Source organism: Zoogloea ramigera, assembly GCF_006539865.1.
Classification (GTDB): Bacteria; Pseudomonadota; Gammaproteobacteria; order Burkholderiales; family Rhodocyclaceae; genus Zoogloea; species Zoogloea ramigera.
Window position 1 is genome coordinate 107,745 of sequence record NZ_BJNV01000009.1, and the last position, 20,331, is coordinate 128,075.

Sequence of the window (20,331 nt, forward strand, 5' to 3'; positions counted from 1 at the left end):
ATCCGTCTGACGGATTTTTAATAGCCATAGGGTATCCCGACGCAGGCCCGCCCTCGGCCAGCGATGAGCAAGTTACATTTCCGGGCCCCGCAATGAAAACGCCCCATGTGGGGCGTTGGGTTGGTGTTGCGCTGTCTGTCTGCACCGGCCTGCAGGAACGGGCCGTGGAGCGCCCGGGGGTGAGCGTATTCACCCCCCCCGCAGCCACTTGCGGCTGCTCTGCGTATCGAGCAGATCGCGCGGGCTGGCGAGGCCCTGGTGGCGGGCGCGGGCGAGGGCGACCAGGTGCAGCTGGGCGACGGCGTAGGCTTCGAGCAGCGCGTCGCGGGGGGCGAGGCGGTCGATGTCGAAGGCGCCCAGCCAGGCGTCCATGCGGGCCTGGCCGCCGATTCGTTCAGGGTAGAGGCTGGGCAGCAGCACCATCAGGTCGAGCCATTCGAGGGTGGGCTGGTTGCCCAGGTGTTGTTCGAAGGCGCGCTCGAGGGTGCCGCGGTTGAAGGGGGCGTTGAAGACCACCACCGGGGCGAGGGCGATGAAACGCAAGAGCCCGATGAGGGCGTCGGCCGGGCTGTCGCCGAGCCGCGCCTGGAAGGCGTCGTCGGGGTGGATCAGGCCGCGGTTGATGGCCACCGCGCCCACCGCCAGCAGGCGCTGGCTGGCGCCGTCGGCGGGGCCGGTCTCGGTGTTGACGACCACGTAGCGGGTTTCATAGTGGGAGCGGGCCAGGTCGGGCGCCGGCAGCTTGCCGGCGAGATCGAGGCTGGCCTGCTGCTCGGGGGTGAGGCCCGGGCCGCTGCCGGGCAGGAATCGGGAGAGCCAGTTCATGGGTCAGATCTGGTAGTCGAGCTTGAGACGGAGCTGGATCTTGCGGGCCTGCCGGAAGGCCTCCTTGAGGATGCGCCGGTCGAGCTCGTTGAGGTTGTCGGGCTTGACCCGGTTGTCGCCGGGGGCGCCGTGGTCGGTGTCGAGGTGCTGGTGGCGCAGGCGCAGGAGCTGGATGAAGTGGAAGCCGTCGGCCATCGCCGACAGCTCCTCGGCCGGCATTCCGATGCGCGAGCCGCCCTGGCGCAGGCGCTGCACGGTGCTGGTGGCCTCGACGCCGGTGCGCAGGGCGAGCACGCGGGCGGCGTCGACAAACAGGCGGGCGCCAAACTTCTTGAGGTCGATGCTGCCGGGGTGCTTGGGGTCGTCGTCGGTGACGAAGTCGCGGATCTTGCCCAGCGGCGGCGCCACGTCGAGGGCGTTGGCGGCCATCGCCTTGAGGAAGGCCGGGTTGCCGCCGGTGAGGGCGAGCAGCCAGTGGCGCAGGTTGTGGGCGAGCTTCTCGTCGCCGTAGAGCACCCGGAAGTCGAAGAAGATGGTGGCGTTGAGGAGGGCCTCGGGGTGGGGCTCGCGGATCCAGCTGCCAAACTTCTCGCGCCATTCGTCGACGGTGAGGCAGAGCTCGGGGTTGCTGGCCATGATGTTGCCTGTGCACAGCGGGAAGCCGCAGGCGGCGAGGTCGTTGTTGACGTCCTTGGCGAACTCGAGGAGGCGCAGCTTGAGGGGCTCCTTGTCGGCCCACTCGGGGAGCAGGTAAACGATGCCGTTATCCTGGTCGGTGGACAGTGTCTGCTCGTGGCGGCCCTCGGAGCCAAAGGCCAGCCAGGCGTATTCGACGCCGTACAGGTCGTGGCGGTTGAGGTTGAGCTCGAGGATGCGTCGGGTGAGGGCGTCGTTGAGGGCCGAGATGAACTGGGTGAGCTGCTCGGCGCCGATGCCCTGGGCGAGCAGGTTGAGGGCCAGCTGGCGGATGTCGCGGCTGGCGCGCTGGAGCGCCTCGATGTCGGCGGCGCTCTCGATGCCCGAGCGGATCTGGCGCAGGCTGATGCGCTGCAGCGCAAAGAGGTCGCGCTCGGAGATCACGCCCTTCAGCCGGTCTTCGGCGTCGACCACCAGGATGTGGCGCACGCCGTGGGTGGCCATTTCGAGGGCTGCGTCGTAGGCGGTGGCGCCGCCGCCCAGGGTGTGGGGCGGGGTGGTCATCACGTCGGCGATGGGGCGGGCGAGGTCGAAGCCGGTGAGCACGATGCGCTTGAGGATGTCGCTCTGGGTGAGCACGCCGACGGGTTTTTCATCATCGCCGGCCACGGCCATGCAGCCGACCTTGGCCTCGACCATCTTCTCGAGGGCGGCGCGGGTGGCGACGCCGGGGCCGACGAAGACCGGCGCCTTGCTCACCAGGTTGGAGAGCGAGGTGGTCATGGTTTGCTGCTCGGCGGCGCGCTGGGCAAACTGCACCTGCAGCTGCTCCCGCGACTGGCTCATCAGGCTCGCGATGTAGCGGGTGCAGAAGATCTGGAAGCTCGGGCTGAGCTCCTGGAGGCGCAGGAAGTCGGCCGCCGGGAGCTGGAAGCAGTAGGTGTCCTCGACCGCCAGGTGGCTGTTGGTGGACGGCCGCCCGGCAGAGATGGCACCGATCGGGAAGCCTTCGCCGGGGCCCAGGGTGAGGGTGGAATATTCGGTGACCGAGACGGCGCCCGTCTGGCGGGCCTGCACCTTGCCGCGATAGACGATGTAGAAGAAGCGCGGCGGGCCATCTTCGGGGACCAGGATCTCGGACTCGGCGGGGTAGAAGGCCGTGGACAGCCGCTCGCCAAGAAAGCGCAGGGCGTCGGGCTCCATGCGGTCGAAGGGGGCATGGCGGCGCAGGAAGTCGAGATGGGTACGGATCAGGGTGTCGGAGGCGGTGGTGTCCATGGGCGGCGCAGGGGGACGGAGCAAAAGCCCGAATCTACTCTGCCCATGCCCCGGCGTCATGATCTTGCGCAAAAAACTTTGCTTGAAGTGGGGTCACTTCGCGCCCGGCGTGAACATTGCCGCGGCGGCGGCGCTCGCCCGGGCTCGGCTACAATCGCGCGCTCCTCGTGTTCCCCCCATTTTCCCTTCTGTTGCCAGGACCCGCCATGACCGAATCCCTCTTGCCCACTGTCGAAATCCTCACCGGGCCCGCACCCACCCACGCGGTGATCTGGCTGCACGGCCTGGGCGCCGACGGCCACGATTTCGAGCCGGTGGTGGACGAGTTCGACGCCGACCGTCTGCCGCCCACCCGCTTCATCTTTCCCCACGCGCCCAAGCGGGCGGTGACCATCAACGCCGGTTACGTGATGCGGGCGTGGTTCGACATCTACTCGCGCGATTACGGCAACCGCGCCGAGGACGTCGAGGGCACCGAAGCCTCGGCGGCCCAGGTGGAGGCGCTGATCGCCCGCGAGAACGCCCGCGGCATCCCCGACGAGCGCATCGTGCTGGCGGGCTTCTCCCAGGGCGGGGCGATCGCCCTCCACGCCGGCCTGCGCCACCCGCACCGGCTGGCCGGGGTGATGGCGTTGTCCACCTTCCTGCCGCTGGCCGAGCGCCTCGCCGGCGAAGCCCACCCGGCCAACCGCGACGTGCCGATCTTCATGGCCCACGGCCAGGGCGATTCGGTGATCCCCCACGATTTCGCGCGGCAGTCGGCCGAGCTGCTCGCCGCCGCCGGCTACCCGCTGGAATGGCGCAGCTACCCGATGGAGCACTCCCTGTGCCTGCCGGAAGTACGCGACATCGAGGACTGGCTGGCGAAGGTGCTGGCGGCCTGAGCCGGCTTCAGGCTGCCGCTGCGGGGCGGCGCTTCAGCATGTTGTTGCCGATGAAGCTCAGCACCGTCTCGCCGCGCTGGTTCTCGGCCTTGTAGAGCAGCCGGGCGATGCCCCGGTCGGGCTTCGATTGCGAGGGGCGCACGTCGAGCACCTCGACGACGCTCTTCAGGGTGTCGCCGGGGCGCACCGGGGCCAGCCAGCGCAGCTCGTCGAGGCCCGGCGAGCCGATGCTCGATTCGGCAAAGATGCCGCTCTGGATGAACAACCGGAAGCACACCGCGATCGACTGGAAGCCGCTGGCGATGAGCCCGCCGTAGGGCGAGTCGGCGGCGGCGTTGGCGTCGAGGTGGAAGGGCTGCGGGTCGTAGCGGAAGGCGAAGTCGATGATCTCGGCCTCGGTGAGGGTGAGGCCGCCGCTCACGAAGCGGTCGCCAGGCTTCAGGTCGTCCAGGTAGCGGGTGTCCATGGGGTTTCTCCTTGATATTGAAAATGCTTGCCGTGCGGCATCTTAGCCGATCCCGGCGGTGGGGCGGGCCGCCGGCGGGCCGGGTGAAGGGTGGCGTCCGACTGTCAGGTTTTTTTACAGAGTGTTAAAAGCTGTTTTTAGGACTGTTGTTTTTATTGGATTTTTGTTCGCAGGCATCGTAATTGCATGAGCCCTCCCAAAAATAAGCTCCCCGGTTTTTCGCCGCGGGGCCACCAGACGGGAAGGAATGCAAAATGGCTGCGGTTTACGGTGAAGAGCGGGTCAATTACTACACGAACGACCACCAATATGGTGCCCAGGTGGCGGTGCTTGCCGGTGGGGGTTATGTCGTAAGCTGGGTCTCCCGCGGGCAGGACGGTAGTGACGACGGGATCTACGCCCAGCGCTACAACAGCGTGGGGATGCCGGTCGGTGCCGAGTTCCGGGTGAACAGCGCCACCGCCAATGCGCAGATCCAGCCGACCATCGTAGGCCTCTCCGACGGTGGCTTCGTTGTCGCCTGGTCCGATCAGTACGCCGACGGCAGCAGCTGGGGCGTTTTTGCCCAGCGCTACGACGCCCACGGCGTGGCCCGGGGCAGCCAGTTCCTCGTCAACCAGACCACCCTCTACGACCAGGGCACGCCGGCCATTGCCGCGGTCGATGGCGGCTTCGTCGTCACCTGGGCTTCCCAGTACCAGGACGATGGCGGCAGCTACGGTGTGTACGCCCGCCGCTACGCCAACGACGGCAGCCCGAGCGGCGCCGAGTTTGCCGTCAACAGCACTGTGAGCGGCAACCAGAACGAGCCCGCGATTGCGGCCTTCGACGGCGGCGGCTTCGTCGTCGTGTGGCGCTCCGAAGGCCAGGACGGCAGCGGCGGTGGCGTCTATGCCCAGCGCTTCGATGCCGCCGGCGCCGCGCTCGGCGGCGAGTTCCGGGTCAACACCACCACCGATTCCAACCAGTCCGACGCCCACGTGGCGGTGCTTGCCGACGGCAGCTTCGTCGTGGTGTGGGCCGATGACGGCAGCCACGACGGTAGCGGTTACGGCGTCTATGCCCAGCGCTTCGATGCGGGCGGTAACCAACTCGGTGGCGAGTTCCTCGTCAATGGGAGCGTGATCAGCAGCCAGTACCAGCCGGCGGTCACCGCGCTGGCGAGCGGCGGCTTCGTGGTCAGCTGGTACAACGATTATTACGACGCGAGCGGCACCGGGTCGGCAGCAGACGTTTACGTGCGTGAGTACGCCGCCGACGGCTCCCCGGTCGGCGCCGAGGTGAAGGTCAATTCGCCTAGCGGCAGCTACTACCAGTACGAGCCGGCGATTGCCCACCTCGGCAGCGACAACTTCGTGGTCGTGTGGCGCTCGGACGGCCAGGACGGCTCCAACGCCGGCATCTATCAGCAGCTCTTCGGCTCGGCGGCCGAGCTGGTGCGGGGCAACGCAGCCCCGGTGCTCGCCGATTTTGGTGGCACCGTCAGCTTCGACGAAAACGTGGTCAACGCCACGCCCCAGGTGCTCGACCCGCTGGTGAGCTTCTCGGCCCGGGCGGGCGCCAGCTTCGAAGGCGGCGTCGTCACCGTCTTTTACGTCAGCGGCGCGAGCCCGGCCGACCAGCTGTCGGTGCGCGGCACCGGCGACGGCGTGGGCGAGATCGGCGTGGCAGGCAGCGAAGTCCGCTACGGCGGCGTGGTGATCGGCGAGGTCTCGGGCGGCACCGCCGGCAGCGCGCTGCAGATCCGCCTGAATGCGGCGGCAGGCGCGGACGCCATCGAGGCGCTGGTGCAGGGCATCGCCTACGCCAACACCAGCTTCAGCCCCCTGGCCAGCCGCCAGGTGGGAGTCCGCATCGAGGACGGCAGCGGGGTGTCGACGGGCGGTGGCGTCGTCACGGTTAACGTGATTCGTGAAGAGGACGGCACGCCGGCCTTTGGCGGGGAAGATCCGGTCAATACCTATACCCAGGATCATCAGCTGAACCCGGCGATCGGCAAGCTGGCCGATGGCGGCTACGTGATCGCCTGGAGCTCCAACGGCCAGGACGGCTCCAGCTCGGGCATCTACGCCCAGCGCTTCAGCGACGCGGGCGTGGCGGTGGGCCCGGAAGTGCGGGTTAACAGCGCGACGGCCGGCGAGCAGAGCTACCCGCAGGTGGCGGGCCTGTCGGACGGCGGCTACGTGATCGTGTGGCAGGACAACGCGAGTGCCGACGGCTCCGGCTGGGGCGTGCTGGGCCAGCGCTTTGGCGCCGACGGCAGCCCGGCAGGTGAGGCCTTCGTGGTGAACACCACAACCATCGGTTACCAGTTCCAGGGCGCCATCGCCAGCTACGCCGGCGGCTTTGCGGTGGTCTGGGCGAGCGACAGCTACGTGCCGGGCGGCGACAGCGACGACATCTACCTCACCCGCTACGACAACGCCGGCAACGTGGTCGGCACCCCCGAGATGCGGGTCAGCGTCAATCCGGGCAGCGCCGACGCCCAGTCCGGCAACCAGTACCTGCCGCGCATCGCCGCGCGGGCCAATGGCGACCTCGTCATCGTGTGGCGCGACGACAACGGCAACGACGGCAGCGGCTACGGTGTGTTCGGGCGCAGCTTTGATGCCGCCAGCGGCGGCTTCGGCGAGGTGTTCCAGGTCACCACCGTCACCAGCGGCAACCAGTACGAGCCCGATGTGGCGATGTTCGCCGATGGTAGCTTCGTGGTTGTGTGGCGCGACGACAACGGCCTCGACGGCTCGGGCGCGGGCACCTTCGGCCGGCGCTTCGACGCCGCGGGCGCCCCGCAGGGCGACGCCTTCCTCGTCAACGAAAACGCCACCGGCAGCCAGTTCCAGCCCAAGGTGACGGCCCTGTCGACCGGCGGCTTCGTGGTCGCCTTTTACAACGACACGGGCGACTACTGGGGTGACACCTACATCCGCGAGTTCGACGCGGCCGGCAACCCGGTCGACAGCGATCGCCGGGTGCACAGCGACGAAGTCGGGGCTTACCGCTACCAGTACGAACCGGCCATCACCGACCTGGGCAACGGCAGCTTCGTGGTCGCCTGGCGAGCCGACAACAACGCCGATGGCAGCGGCATCTATCAGCAAGTCTTCGGCGACAGCGCTGCGCTTGGCCGGCAGGGCAACCCCGAGCTCTCCGGCTTCACCGGCGCGGTCAGCTTCATGGAAAACGCCGTCAACGGCGGCCTGCAGATCATCGACGCGGCGGTGAGCCTCAGCGACGTCGACTCGGCCGACTTCAGCGGCGGGCGGCTCGACCTCTACTACCTCAACGGCGGCGCGGCCGAAGACCAGCTCGGCGTGGTGGCCGGCGGTTTGATCAGCGTGGCGGGCAATGTGGTGAGCTACGCCGGTACGCCGATCGGCACCCTGAGCGGCGGTGCCAATGGTGAAAACCTGCGCATCGACCTGAGTGGCGCCGCCGCCACGGCCGACGCCGTGCAGGCGCTGGTGCAGCACCTGGGCTATGGCAACACCGACTTCAGCCCCAACGCCAGCCGCACGCTGGGCCTGCGCATCAGCGACGGGGATGGCGGGACGAGTGCGCCCAACGTGCTCACCCTCTACGTCGGCGACGAACTCGGCGGCACGCAGGCCCTTGGCGAGCAGGAGCAGGTCAATACCTATACGTCGGGTGAGCAGGTCAATCCTGCCATCGGCAAGCTCGCCGACGGCGGCTACGTGATCGCCTGGATCTCCAACGGCCAGGACGGCTCCGGCTGGGGCGTCCATGCCCAGCGCTTCAGCGCCGCGGGCGTGGCGGTGGGCCCGGAAATGCAGGTCAATACGGCCACCTACGGCGAGCAGAGCACCCCGCAGGTGGCGGGCCTGTCGGACGGCGGCTACGTGATCGTGTGGCAGGACAACGGCAGCGCCGACAGCTCCGGCTGGGGCGTGTTCGGCCAGCGTTTCGGGGCCGACGGCAGCCTGGCGGGCGGGCAGTTCGTGGTGAACACCACCACCCTGGGCAGCCAGCTCTACCAGGCCGTCGCCAGCTACACCGGTGGCTTTGCGGTGGCCTGGTCGGCAGACGGTAACGTGTCGGGCGGTAACGGCCACGACATCTACCTCACCTGCTTCGACAACGCCGGCAACATCGTCGGCACCCCCGAGATGCGGGTCAGCGTCAATCCGGGCACGACCGACGCCCAGTCCGGCTACCAATACATGCCGCGCATCGCCGCGCGGGCTGATGGCGACCTCGTCATCGTATGGCGCGACGACAGCGCCAGCGACGGCAGCGGCCACGGCGTCTACGGGCGCAGCTTTGATGCCGCCAGCGGCAGCTTCGGCGACGTGTTCCTGGTGAACACTGTCACCAGCGGCCACCAGTACGAACCCGACGTGGCGATGTTCGCCGACGGCAGCTTCGTGGTGGTGTGGCGCGACGACAACGCCCTCGACGGCTCGGGCACGGCCACCTTCGGCCGGCGCTTCGACGCCGCGGGCGTGGCCCTGGGCGACGCCTTCCTGGTCAACGAAAACACCTCGGGCAGCCAGTACCAACCCAAGGTGACGGCCCTGTCGACGGGCGGCTTCGTGGTCGCCTTCTACAACGACACGGGCGACTACTGGGGCGACACCTACATCCGCGAATTCGATGCCGCGGGCAACCCGGTCGACAGCGATCGCCGGGTCAACGCCGACAGCGGGGCGGCCTACCGCAGCCAGTACGAGCCGGCCATCACCGACCTGGGCAACGGCAACTTCGTCGTTGCCTGGCGGGCCGACAACAACGCCGACGGCAGCGCCAGCGGCATCTACCAGCAAGTCTTCGGCGACGGCGCTGCGCTGGCGCGGCAGGGCGACCCCGACCTCTCCGACTTCACGGGCGCCGTCAGCTTCATGGAAAACGCCGTCAACGGCGGCCTGCAGGTCATCGACGCGGCGGTGAGCCTCAGCGACGCTGACTCGGCCGACTTCAGCGGCGGGCGGCTCGACCTTTATTACCTCAGCGGCGGCACCGCCGCAGACCAGCTCGGCGTCGTCGCTGGCGGCCCGATCAGCGTGGCCGGCAACGTGGTGAGCTACGCCGGCACGCCGATCGGCACCCTGAGCGGTGGGGCCAACGGCACCAACCTGCGCATCGACTTCAGCGGCGCCGCCGCCACGGCCGACGCCGTGCAGGCGCTGGTGCAGCGCCTGGGCTACGCCAACCCCGACTCCAGCCCCAACGCCAGCCGCACGCTGGGCCTGCGCGTCAGCGACGGGGACGGTGGGGCGAGTGCGCCCAACGTGCTCACCATCACGGTGACGCCCGAGGCCGACGGCACGCCGCCGGCCTACCCGCAAGATCAGGTCAACACCCATTTCGCAGGCGAGCAGACCGGCCCGGCGATCGGCAAACTGGCCGATGGCGGCTACGTGATCGCCTGGACCTCCGCCGAGCAGGATGGCTCCAGCTGGGGCATCTACGCCCAGCGCTTCAGCGCCGCCGGCGTGGCGGTGGGCCCGGAAGTGCGGGTCAACACCGCGACGGCCGGCGAGCAGAGCTACCCTCAGGTGGCGGGCCTGTCGGATGGCGGCTACGTGATCACCTGGCAGGACCCCAACGGAAACGACCTCAGCGGCTGGGGCGTGTTTGCCCAGCGCTACGATGCGGCCGGCAGCGCCGAGGGCAGCGCCTTCGTCGTCAGCACCACCACTCTGGGCTATCAGCTGCACAGTGTGGTCGCCAGCCACGACCAGGGTTTCGTGGTGGCCTGGACGGCCGACACCAACGTGCCGGGCGGCAACGGCTACGACATCTACCTCACCCGCTTCGACAACGCCGGTAATGTGCTCGGCACGCCCGAGCAGCGGGTCAGCGTGAGCCCAGGCAGCGCCGACGCCCAGCCCGGCAGCCAGGATCTGCCGCGCATCGCGGCCCACGCCGACGGCAGCATGATGATCGTGTGGCGCGACAGCAACGGTAACGACGGCAGCGGCTGGGGCATCTTCGGGCGCAGCTTCGACGCCGTCAGCGGCAGCTTCGGCAACACCGTCCAGATCAACAGCTACACCTACAGCACCCAGATCGACCCGGACGTGGCGGCCCTTGCAGGTGGCGGCTACGTTGTGGTGTGGCGTGACGACAACGGGCGCGACGGCTCGGGCTACGCCACTTTTGCCCAACGCCTCGACGCCAGCGGCGCGCCGGTGGGCGGCGAGTTCCGCGTCAACGACAACGTGTCGGGCAACCAGTACATGGCCAAGGTCAGCGCCCTGCCGACGGGCGGCTTCGTGGTGGCCTTCTACAATGACACGGGTGAATACTGGGGCGACACCTACATTCGTGAGTTCGATGCCGCCGGCAACCCGGTGGATGGCGACCGGCGTGTTAACGACGACAGCGGTGCCACTTACCGCAACCAGTACGAGCCGGCCATTGCCGACCTGGGTAACGGTAACTTCGTGGTCGCCTGGCGGGCCGACGGTAACGCCGACGGCAGCGCCTCGGGGGTCTTCCAGCAGGTCTTCGGCGAAACGGTGGTGCGGCCTGGCGATACGCAGCCGGTGCTCGACGACCTGGCCCCGGCGGTCACCTTCGGGGTGGCCGACATGGCGGCCCCGCAAGTCATCGACAACGACCTTCAGGTGTCGGCCAACGCCAGCCTGGCGGGCGGCAGCCTGTGGGTGTATTTCACCAGCGGGGCAGGGGCCAGTGATGCGCTGTCGGTGCGCAGCGAGGGCAGCGGGGCCGGCCAGATCGGCGTCAGCGGCAGCCAGGTGAGCCACGGTGGCGTGGTGATCGGCAGCATTGCCGGCGGCAGCGCCGGCGCGCCGCTGGTGATCAGCCTCAACGCCAACGCCACGGCGGCCGCCGTGCGTGCGCTGGCCGAGAACATCAGCTACCAGTACACCGACGCCAGCGTGCCGGCTGGCACCACGCGCAGCGTGGCCTATCGGCTGTTCGACGGGGCGGGCATGGCCTCGGCCTCGCAGGAGATCGCGATCAGCCTGGCGGCCAGCGCGCCGGCGGCCAGCCTGGCCCTTAACGAGTTCACCCCGGTGGTCAACCTCACCGAGAGCCAGTCTCGCGTCGAGGCGGTGCTCGATGGCGCGGTGAGCCTCGTCCAGGGAGCGGGTAGCCTGGAAGGCGCGGAGCTGATGGTGTCCTTCGTTGGCAACGGTCGGCCGAGCGATGAGCTCGGCATCGTGGCCGACGGCAGCGGCGCGGGGCAGGTGGATGTCTCCGGGGCCAACGAGGTCAGCTACGAAGGCACCGTTATCGGCCGGATGAGCGGCGGGGAGCAGGGCAGCCCGATGTTCGTCGAGTTCAACGCGGCGGCGAGCGCCGAGGCGGTCGAGGCGGTCATCGAACACCTCAGCTACCAGAGCACCACCGAGGGGCCGCTGGCGAGCCGCGCGCTGGAGATCCGCCTGACGGACGCCAGCGGGGCGGCCACGGCCAGCACCGTCACCATCAACATCACCCCCGAGGCCAACGGCGCGGTGCCGCTCGCCGGCCAGGAGCGGGTCAATACCTACCTGCCCGGCGACCAGACCCATCCCGTCGTGGCCACCCTGGCCGACGGCAGCTACGTGGTGGTGTGGCAGTCCAACGGCCAGGACGGCAGCTACTGGGGCGTCCACGGCCAGCACTTCACGGCGGCTGGCGTGCCCATCGGCGCCGAGTTCCAGGTGAATAGCTACACCACCAACAGCCAGAGTGAGGTGGCGGTCACGGCCCTGGCCGGTGGCGGTTTCGTGGTGGCGTGGCGCAGCGAGAACCAGGACAGCAGCTCCGGCGGCGTGTTCGCCCAGGTCTTCAGCGAGGCGGCCGAGCGGCTGGGGGCGGAGTTCCGTGTCAACACCGCCAGCAACTACGACCAGACCCACGCGGCGGTGGTCGGCCTGGCCGACGGCAGCTTCGTGGTGGCCTTTGCCGACCAGGTGCAGGACGGCAGCAGCTACGGCAGCTTCGCCCAGCGTTACGACGCGGGCGGCAATGCGCTGGGCAGCTATTTCCAGCTCAACACCTACACGGCTTACGAACAATACCTGCCCGCGCTCGCGGCCCTGCGCGACGACCCGGCCACGGCCGGCAGCAACGAGACGGGCTTTGTGGCGGTGTGGCGCTCGCAGTACCAGGACGGCTCCGGTGCCGGCATCTTCGGCCAGCGCTTCAATGCCGCCGGCGAGAAGCTGGGCAGCGAGTTCCAGGTCAATACCAACCTCGTCGGCAACCAGTACAGCCCGACGGTGGCCACGCTGGCCAACGGCGATTTCGTGGTGGTGTGGTCGGATGAGTCCGATGCCTCTGTGCGCGGCCAGCGCTACACGGCGGGTGGTGCGGTGGTGGGCGGCGAGTTCGTCATCAATACGCCGGATTTCCCGTCGAACCATGAGCAGTATCCGCAGATCGCCGCGCTCGCCAACGGCGGCTTCGTGGTGGCCTGGGATGCGTACTACAACGTTACCGTCGGTGATTACTACAACGTCTGGGCCCAGCAGTTCGATGGGGCTGGCAACAAGGTCGACGGCCCGCTGCTGCTCAGCGACAGCGCGGCCTACACCCAGATCTACCCGGCCATCACAGGGCTGACCGGTGGCGGTTTCGTGGCGGCCTGGGCCAATACTCACCTGGATCAGCCAGGCGTGGGCGATTACGGCGTGTATCAGCGCCTGTTCGGCACGGCGGGGGCGCCCGAGCGGCCGCTGAGCCCGCAGCTGCTGGATCTTGAATCCGAAGTCAGCTTTGCTGAAAACGCGGTCAACGCTGCGCCCCAGTTGCTCGACCCGGGCCTGCGCGTGGTGGAAGGGGCGTCGCCCAGCTTTAACGGTGGCGTGCTCACGGTGGCGGTGCTGCAAGGCTACGGCGGCGGTGAAGGCTATGACGCCGAAGGCCCCGGGCAGGACGTGTTTACGATTCTCCACGAGGGCAACGGCGCGGGGCAGGTTGGCGTGGCCGGCGCTGTCGTCAGCTTTGGCGGGGTGCAGGTGGGTACGCTGGAGGGCGGCCAGAACGGCCTCGCCCTGCAGGTGCATTTCAACGCGGCGGCCACGGCCGAGATCGTCGAGCAGGTGGCCGAGCGTCTGGCCTACCGCAACGTCTCGTCGGCCCCGGTCACTTCGCGGCTGGTGGAGGTGGTGGTGAGCGATGGCCACGGCGGCCAGAGCGCAGCCCGCACCATCACCGTCAACGTGGCGGCCGAGACCGACGGTGGCGTGCCGCTGCTGGCGGGCGACACCCGCGTCAATACCTACACCACCGACAGCCAGATCTTCCCGACGGTCATCCATCTGTCCGGCCCGAGCGCGGGCCAGTACGTGGTGATCTGGCAGTCCAACGGCCAGGACTCCGACGGCTACGGCGTCTTCGCCCAACGTTACGACAGCAACGGCGCCGCCATCGGGCCCGAGTTCCAGGTGTCCACCACGACGCCGGGCAATCAGGGGGCCGACTCCGGCGTGCGCGCTGCTGCGCTGGCCGACGGCGGCTTCGTGGTCGCCTGGGAGGCACCCGACGGCTGGAGCCGCGGCATCTTTGCCCAGCGCTTCGATGCCACCGGCACGCCGGCGGGCAGCGAATGGCGGGTCAACCCCGCCGCCAGTTACGACCAGCTGCAACCCACGCTCACCGGCCTCGCCGATGGCGGCTTCGTGATCGCCTACACCGAAGAAAACGCCGACGGCAACAGCTACGGCACCTTGTTTGTGCGTTACGACGCCGCCGGCGTGGCCCAGGGCGCGCCGGTGCTGATCAACGAAAATCCGGTGTGGGCTGGCACGGCCTTCACGGACGGCAACCAGTCTTTCCCGCAGCTGGCAGCCCTCGCGGGCGGTGGTTTCGTGGCCACCTGGCATTCCAACGGCCAGGACGGCAGCGCCTGGGGCATCTATGCCCGCCTGTTCGACGCCGATGGTGCGCCCGTCGGTGACAGCTTCCAGGTGCACACCACGGCCCTCGGTAGCCAGGAGCGCCCCGACGTGGCGACCCTCGCGAATGGCGACTTCGTGATCGTGTGGACCAGCGACAACGACCCGGGCAGCGATGCCGAGGGCGTGTTCATGCAGCGCTTCACCGCCGCCGGGGTGCCGGTGGGGGCGGAGACGCTGGTCAACAACGGCTCCAGCGCCTCCCATTACGACGCCTACGCCCGCGTGACGGCCCTCGATACCGGCGGCTTCGTGGTCGCCTGGGAGGCGGGCGACGACTGGGGCCGCGGTTTCTACATCCAGCAGTACGACGCCGCCGGCAGCAAGGTGGATGGCCCCCAACGGGTGTCCCAGAACGGCACCAGCGACCAGAGCTACGGTGACGTGGAAGGCCTGCCCGGCGGGCGCTTCGTGGTTGCCTGGTCGGCCACCAACGATGACGCGGCCGGCGCCTGGGGCATCTACCAGAACGTCTATGGGGCCGCGGGTTCGGCGCTGCCGAACCGGGCGCCCGAGCTCGGCAATGTGGTCGCGAGCGTCGGCTTCCAGGAGAACAGCCTGGGTACGCCGCAACTCATCGATACCGCTATTGGCCTGTTCGACGGTGATTCGCCCGACTTTGCCGGCGGCCGGCTCACGGTCAGCGTGATCAGCGGCTATTCGAGCACCAACCAGGACATCGGCGACTATCGCGCCGACCAGGACAACTTCTCCATCCTCGACGAGACCACCGGCGGCAGCCCGGTCAATGTGATCGGCAGCCAGGTGCGCGTGGGCGCCACGGTGATCGGCACCCTGGTCAGCGACGGCCAGGCCGGCCGTGATCTGGTGATCGAATTCAATGCCAGCGCCACCCAGCCCCTCGTCGAGCGGGTGATCGAGCGGCTCGCCTACCGCAACCCGTCCTCCGACCCGGTGGCGAGCCGGCAGGTGAGCATCAGCCTGTCCGACGGTGATGGTGCCACCAGCACGCCGCAGGTGGTGCAGATCGTGGTGGCCCCCGAGGCCGACGGCGCACAGCCCCTGGGCCAGCCGGAGCTCGTCAATACCTACCAGACCTCCGAGCAGCTCCTGCCGGCCGCCGCCACGCTGGCGGATGGCGGCTACGTGATCGTCTGGCAGTCGGCCGGCGAGGATGGCTGGGACAACGCCATCGTCGGCCAGCGCTACGCGGCCAATGGCACGCCGGTGGGCAATGAGTTCAAGGTTAACGCCTACACGCCGGGCGCCCAGACCGCCCCGGCGGTCACCGGCCTCGCCGATGGCGGCTGGGTGGTGACCTACACCGACCAGTGGCGCGACGACAGCGGCTACTCGGTGTGGGCCCAGCGTTTCGACGCCGCGGGCAGCCCCGCGGGGGCCGAGTTCCGCGTCAATAGCTCGACCTCGGGCAGCCAGTACGACTCGGCGGTCAGCGCCCTCGGCGATGGCTTTGTCGTCGCCTGGTTCTCGGACGGCGAGCGGAGCGGCGAGTACTACGACATCTTCTTCCAGCGTTACGACGCGAGCGGCGTTGCGGTGGGCGTGGAAACCCGCGCCAACCAGGCTGTCGTCGGCAACCCCTACGCCTACCAGTTCGAGCCGGCCATCACCGGCCTCGCCAACGGCAACATTGTCGTCACCTGGCGCAGCGAGGGCCAGGACGGCAGCAACTCCGGCGTGTATGCGCGGCTCTTCGACGGCCAGAGCGGCAACGCCCTGGGCACCGAGTTCCAGCTCAACCAATACACCACCGACTACCAGTACGCGCCGCGCATCGCCGCGGTGGGCGGCGGTTTTGTTGCGACCTGGGTTTCCCGCGGGCAGGACGGCAGCGGCGACGGCATCTACGCCCGTCGTTACGACGCCGCCGGCAATGCCCTGGGTGACGAGTTCCGCGTCAATGAGGCCAGCTCCAGCGAGCAGCGCAGCTCCGACATCGCCGCCACCGGTGACGGCGGCTTCGTGATCACCTGGCGCAATTACGGCGGCGATGAGGTCTACGCGCAGAAGTTCGACGCCACCGGCGCCCGCGTGGACGGGCAGATCGAGATCAGCAGCGCCGCCACCTACAGCGACGACGCACCGGTGGTGGCCGGCCTGGCTGGCAACGCCTTCGCGATCGCCTGGCAGGGCTACTACGACAACAACAGCAACGGCATCTTCCAGCGTGTGGTGGGCGAGCCCCAGGCCTTCGCCCACAGCGCTGCGCCGCAGATCGTCGACCTCGCGAGCAGCGTGAGCTTCCAGGAGAACGCCCTCAACGCCGCACCGCAGCTGATCGACGCCGGCATCGGCCTCCTCGATGTCGATTCCACCAGCTTTGCCGGTGGCCGCCTCGACGTGAGCTTCCTCACCACCTACGGCGACCCCAACCAGTCCGGCATCCCGGGCCTCCGCGCCCAGGACCAGCTGGGCATCCGTCACCAGGGCATGGCCACCGAGCAGATCGGCGTGCTCGGCAACACCGTGTATTTCGGCGGTACGGCGATCGGCACGATCACTGGCAACGGCGCGAATGGCGGCTCGCTGGTGGTCAGCTTCAACGCCAACGCGACGCCCAACGCGGTGGAGCACCTGATCGAGAACCTCACCTACCAGAACTTCCTGTCCAACCCCGAGCCGAGCCGCACCGTGTCCCTGCGGCTGGCGGACGGCAGCGGTGGCGTCACGGCGCCGCTGGCGATCACCCTCGACATCGTCGCCAACCCCGACGGGGCGGTGATGTATGGCGCCGAGCAGGTCGTCAGCCGCGTCGCTGGCAGTGGCAACCAGGCCGGCGACCAGGCGAACCCGGTCATGGCGATGCTCGACGGCGGTGGTTATGTGGTCGCCTACACCGACACCAGCGGCCTCGACGGCAACGGCTACGGCATCTTCGCGCGCCGCTACGACGCCAACGACAACCCCCTGGGCGATCCCTTCCAGGTCAACCTCACCGGCCTGCACACCCAGGACGAGCCGGCGGTGGTCCGCCTGTCCGGCGGCGGTTTCGCGGTGGTGTGGACGTCCAACGATTATCTGGTGGACAACTCGGGCGACGGCGTCTTCATGCGCCGCTACCTGGCCGACGGCAGCCCGGCGCCGGAGGGCGAGGTGCTCGTCAATACGTCCATCAGCGGCAACCAGTACCAGCCGGCGGTGAGCCAGAGCCAGGACGGCGGCTTCATCGTCGCGTGGTATTCCGACGGCGAGCGCGACGGCTCTTACTACGATGTGTTCTTCCAGCGTTTCGACGCCAGCGGCAACAAGCTGGGCATCGAGACCCGGGCCAGCACCCCGGTGCCGGTGAACCCCTACATCGCCGAGTACGAGCCGGCGATCGCGCTGCTCAACGACAGCAGCGGCGACTTCGTGATCACCTGGACCGACAACACCGCCGATGGCAGCGCCAGCGGCATCTTCGGCCAGCGCTTCAATGCCGACGGCAGCGCCGACGGCGCGTCGTTCCGGGTGAACACCTACACCGACAGCAGCCAGGGCCAGTCCGCCGTGGCGGCGCTGGGTGGGGGCGCCTTCGTCGTGGTGTGGGCGTCCTACGGCCAGGATGGGTCTTACCAGGGCATTTATGGCCAGCGCTTTGATGGCGCCGGCACTCCCGCGGGGGCCGAGTTCCGGGTTAACTATTCGGTCTCCGGCGACCAGATCCGGCCTGCGGTGACGGGGCTCACCAACGGCGGCTTCGTCGTGACCTGGGACGACTACAGCAACGTGTGGCTGCAGCAGTACGACGCCAGCGGCCGCGCCATCGACAGCCAGGTGCCGATCAACAACGTCAGCACCGAATACGGCGCCGACGTGGTCGCCACCGCCGATGGCGGCTTCCTGGTGGCCTACACCGGTTATCGCGACACCGCCCATGGCGGCAACAACAGCTACGAAGTGCTGCTCCAGCGCTACAGCAACACCTCGCCGAAAGTCAGCGACGTGTCGGTGAGCGGCACTGAAGACACCGCCATCGTGCTCCTCGACAGCGTGTTCGCCGCCGGCTTCAGCGATGCCGACGGCCAGACCCTGGCCGCCATCCGCATCGTCACCCTGCCGGCCTCCGGGGCGCTCACGCTCGACGGCGTGGCGGTCGCGCCGGGGCAGGAGATCAGCGTCGCCGACCTGGCCGCCGGCCGGCTCGTCTATCGCGGCACGGCCGATTTTGCCGGCGCCGACGCCTTCCGCTGGACAGGCAGCGACGGCAACGTGTTCTCCACCCAGTCGGTGTTCACCAACATCACGGTGAACAACGTGAATGACGGCCCGCGCCTCGAGGCCGGCCCCAACCGCGTGGCCGACGAGGGCCATTACTTCTCCCAGAGCCTCGCGCTGGGCGACCCGGACGTGGGCAACGCCTACCGCGTCACCGTCGACTGGGGCTACACCCAGAACGGCAACCCGGTGACGAGCACTTTCACCACCACCAGCCACACGCCGCTCGTCGATCACTATTTCCCCGACAACGGCAGCTACACCGTCACCGTCACGGTGGACGACCAGCAAGGCCAGCCCAACAGCGTCGAGACCGACCGCTTCACGGTGACGGTCAGCAACATTACGCCGACCCTCTCGCTCTTTGGTGACAACACCGTCGAGCAGGGCCAGATCTACACCCTCAGCCTCGGCAACGTGGTCGACCCGGGCGCCGACAGCGTCACCCAATACAGCATCGACTGGGGTGACGGCACGCCGCCGCAGCTCATCGCCGCCGCCGACCTGCCCGCCAGCCGGCAGCTCACCCACAGCTTCGCCAGCGCCGCCGCGGTCACCATCGTCACCACCGTCACCGACGAGGACGGCAGCTTCGTGGCCGGCAGCAAGGCCATCACCGTCGCCGGGCCGGCCGAAGTCATCACCGTCGACGCGGGCAGCGACACCAGCATCGGGGAAGGGCGCCTCTTCAGCCGCACCGTCAGCTTCACCGACCCCGCCGACCAGGGCCCGGCCGGCCGCAGCGCCAGCATCAACTGGGGCGACGGCACGCCGGTCGAGGTCATCACCCTCGGCGCCGGCCAGTTCAGCTTCAACATCAGCCACGTCTTCGCCGACGACCGCGCCACCCCGTTCGCGGTGGACGTCACCGTGAGCGACGACGGCTTCCAGACCGCCACCGACAGCTTCAGCGTCGGTGTCACCAACGTCGCCCCGACCCTCGCGCTGATCGGCGACGGGGCGGTGAGCGAGGGCAGCCCCTACACCCTCACCCTCGGCCCCGTGCAGGACGTGGCGGCCGACACGGTCAGCGAATACCGCATCGACTGGGGTGACGGCAGCCCGCTGCAGATCGTCTCCAGCGCCGCCATGCCGGCTGGCCGCCAGTTTGAGCACACCTACGCCGACGGCGCCACCTCCGGCACCGCCCGCCAGATCGCCGTGACCCTGGTGGACGAAGACGGCACCCACCTCAACGCCGCGGTGCACCCGCTCGTCGTGCTCGACGTCGCTCCCACCGTCAGCGCCACCGGCGCGGCCAGCGTCGCCGAGGGCGCGCTGTACACCCTCACCCTCGGTCCGCGGGTCGATCCGGGCCTGGATAGCGCCGTGCTTTACCGCATCGACTGGGGTGACGGCAGCACCCAGAACCAATACACCGCCACCGAATACGCCGCCCTCATCGCCGGCGGCGGCACCGTGACCCACCGCTTCGCCGACGGCGCCAGCAGCCCCACCATCACCGTGCACGTCTTCGACGAAGACGGCGAGCACGTGGCGGCCAGCCGCAGCGTCAGTGTCATCGACGTGGCCCCGACGGCCACCGTCAGCGGCGCCGCCAGCGTGAATGAAGGCAGTGTCTACAGCCTGTCCATCACCAACCTGGTCGACCCGGGCGCGGACACCGTCAGCAGCTACCGCATCGTCTGGGGCGACGAAGCCAGCCCCGGCGACTACCAGCTCGTCACCGCCCAGGCCCTCGCCGCAAGCGGCGGTGTCGTCCAGCACACCTACGCCGATGGCGCCGCGAGCTACGTCGTCCAGGTGTCCGCCGCCAACGAAGAGGGCCTCTTTGCCCTCGGCACCCAGGCCGTCACGGTGAACAACGTCGCGCCGGCCATCACCGTCAGCGGCGCCGCCAGCATTGCCGAAGGCGGCAGCTACACCCTCACCCTCGGCCCGCGGGTCGACCCGGGCGCCGACACGCCCAGCCTGTACAGCATCGACTGGGGCGACGGCACCGCCCGCAGCGAGTTCAGCCCCACCGCCTACGACGCCCTCGTGGCCGGCGGCGGCCAGCTGACGCATGTTTACGCCGACGGCGCGAGCAACCCTGTCATCACCGTGCGCGTCACCGACGAGGACGGCGAGCATGTCGCCGCGGTCAAGGACATCGCCGTCGACAACGTCGCGCCCACTGCGGCGGTCAGCGGCGCGGCAACCACGGCCGAAGGCAGCGTCTACAACC

5 protein-coding genes are annotated in these 20,331 nt (G+C 68.9%); 2 read left to right on the forward strand and 3 right to left on the reverse strand.

Features of this window, described 5'->3' with window-relative positions; all coding sequences use genetic code 11:
• Positions 1 to 189 precede the first annotated feature (189 nt).
• Both ZRA01_RS04060 and ZRA01_RS04065 read right to left on the reverse strand, forming a co-directional pair.
• Positions 190 to 825, reverse strand: coding sequence for a 3'-5' exonuclease (locus ZRA01_RS04060; RefSeq protein WP_141349545.1), 636 nt, complete (start codon positions 823 to 825; stop codon positions 190 to 192).
• Between the two features lie 3 nt (positions 826 to 828).
• Entirely contained in the window at positions 829 to 2,739 is a 1,911-nt protein-coding gene (locus ZRA01_RS04065; protein ID WP_141349547.1) for a DUF294 nucleotidyltransferase-like domain-containing protein, read from the reverse strand.
• A 206-nt stretch (positions 2,740 to 2,945) separates the two neighbouring features.
• Here ZRA01_RS04065 and ZRA01_RS04070 point away from each other — a divergent pair, with 206 nt between their 5' ends.
• Positions 2,946 to 3,623 carry an alpha/beta hydrolase gene (locus ZRA01_RS04070; protein ID WP_141349549.1) on the forward strand — a complete coding sequence of 226 codons (678 nt, stop codon included), beginning with the start codon at positions 2,946 to 2,948 and terminating at the stop codon, positions 3,621 to 3,623.
• A 7-nt stretch (positions 3,624 to 3,630) separates the two neighbouring features.
• Here ZRA01_RS04070 and ZRA01_RS04075 read toward each other — a convergent pair whose 3' ends face one another.
• The gene (locus ZRA01_RS04075) at positions 3,631 to 4,089 is read right to left on the reverse strand and encodes a MaoC family dehydratase (RefSeq protein ID WP_141349551.1); all 459 of its coding nucleotides are present in this window, start codon (positions 4,087 to 4,089) and stop codon (positions 3,631 to 3,633) included.
• 254 nt (positions 4,090 to 4,343) lie between these two features.
• Here ZRA01_RS04075 and ZRA01_RS04080 point away from each other — a divergent pair.
• Positions 4,344 to 20,331, forward strand: a 15,988-nt coding sequence (locus ZRA01_RS04080) for a PKD domain-containing protein (RefSeq protein WP_141349553.1), incomplete at its 3' end; no start/stop codon positions are given.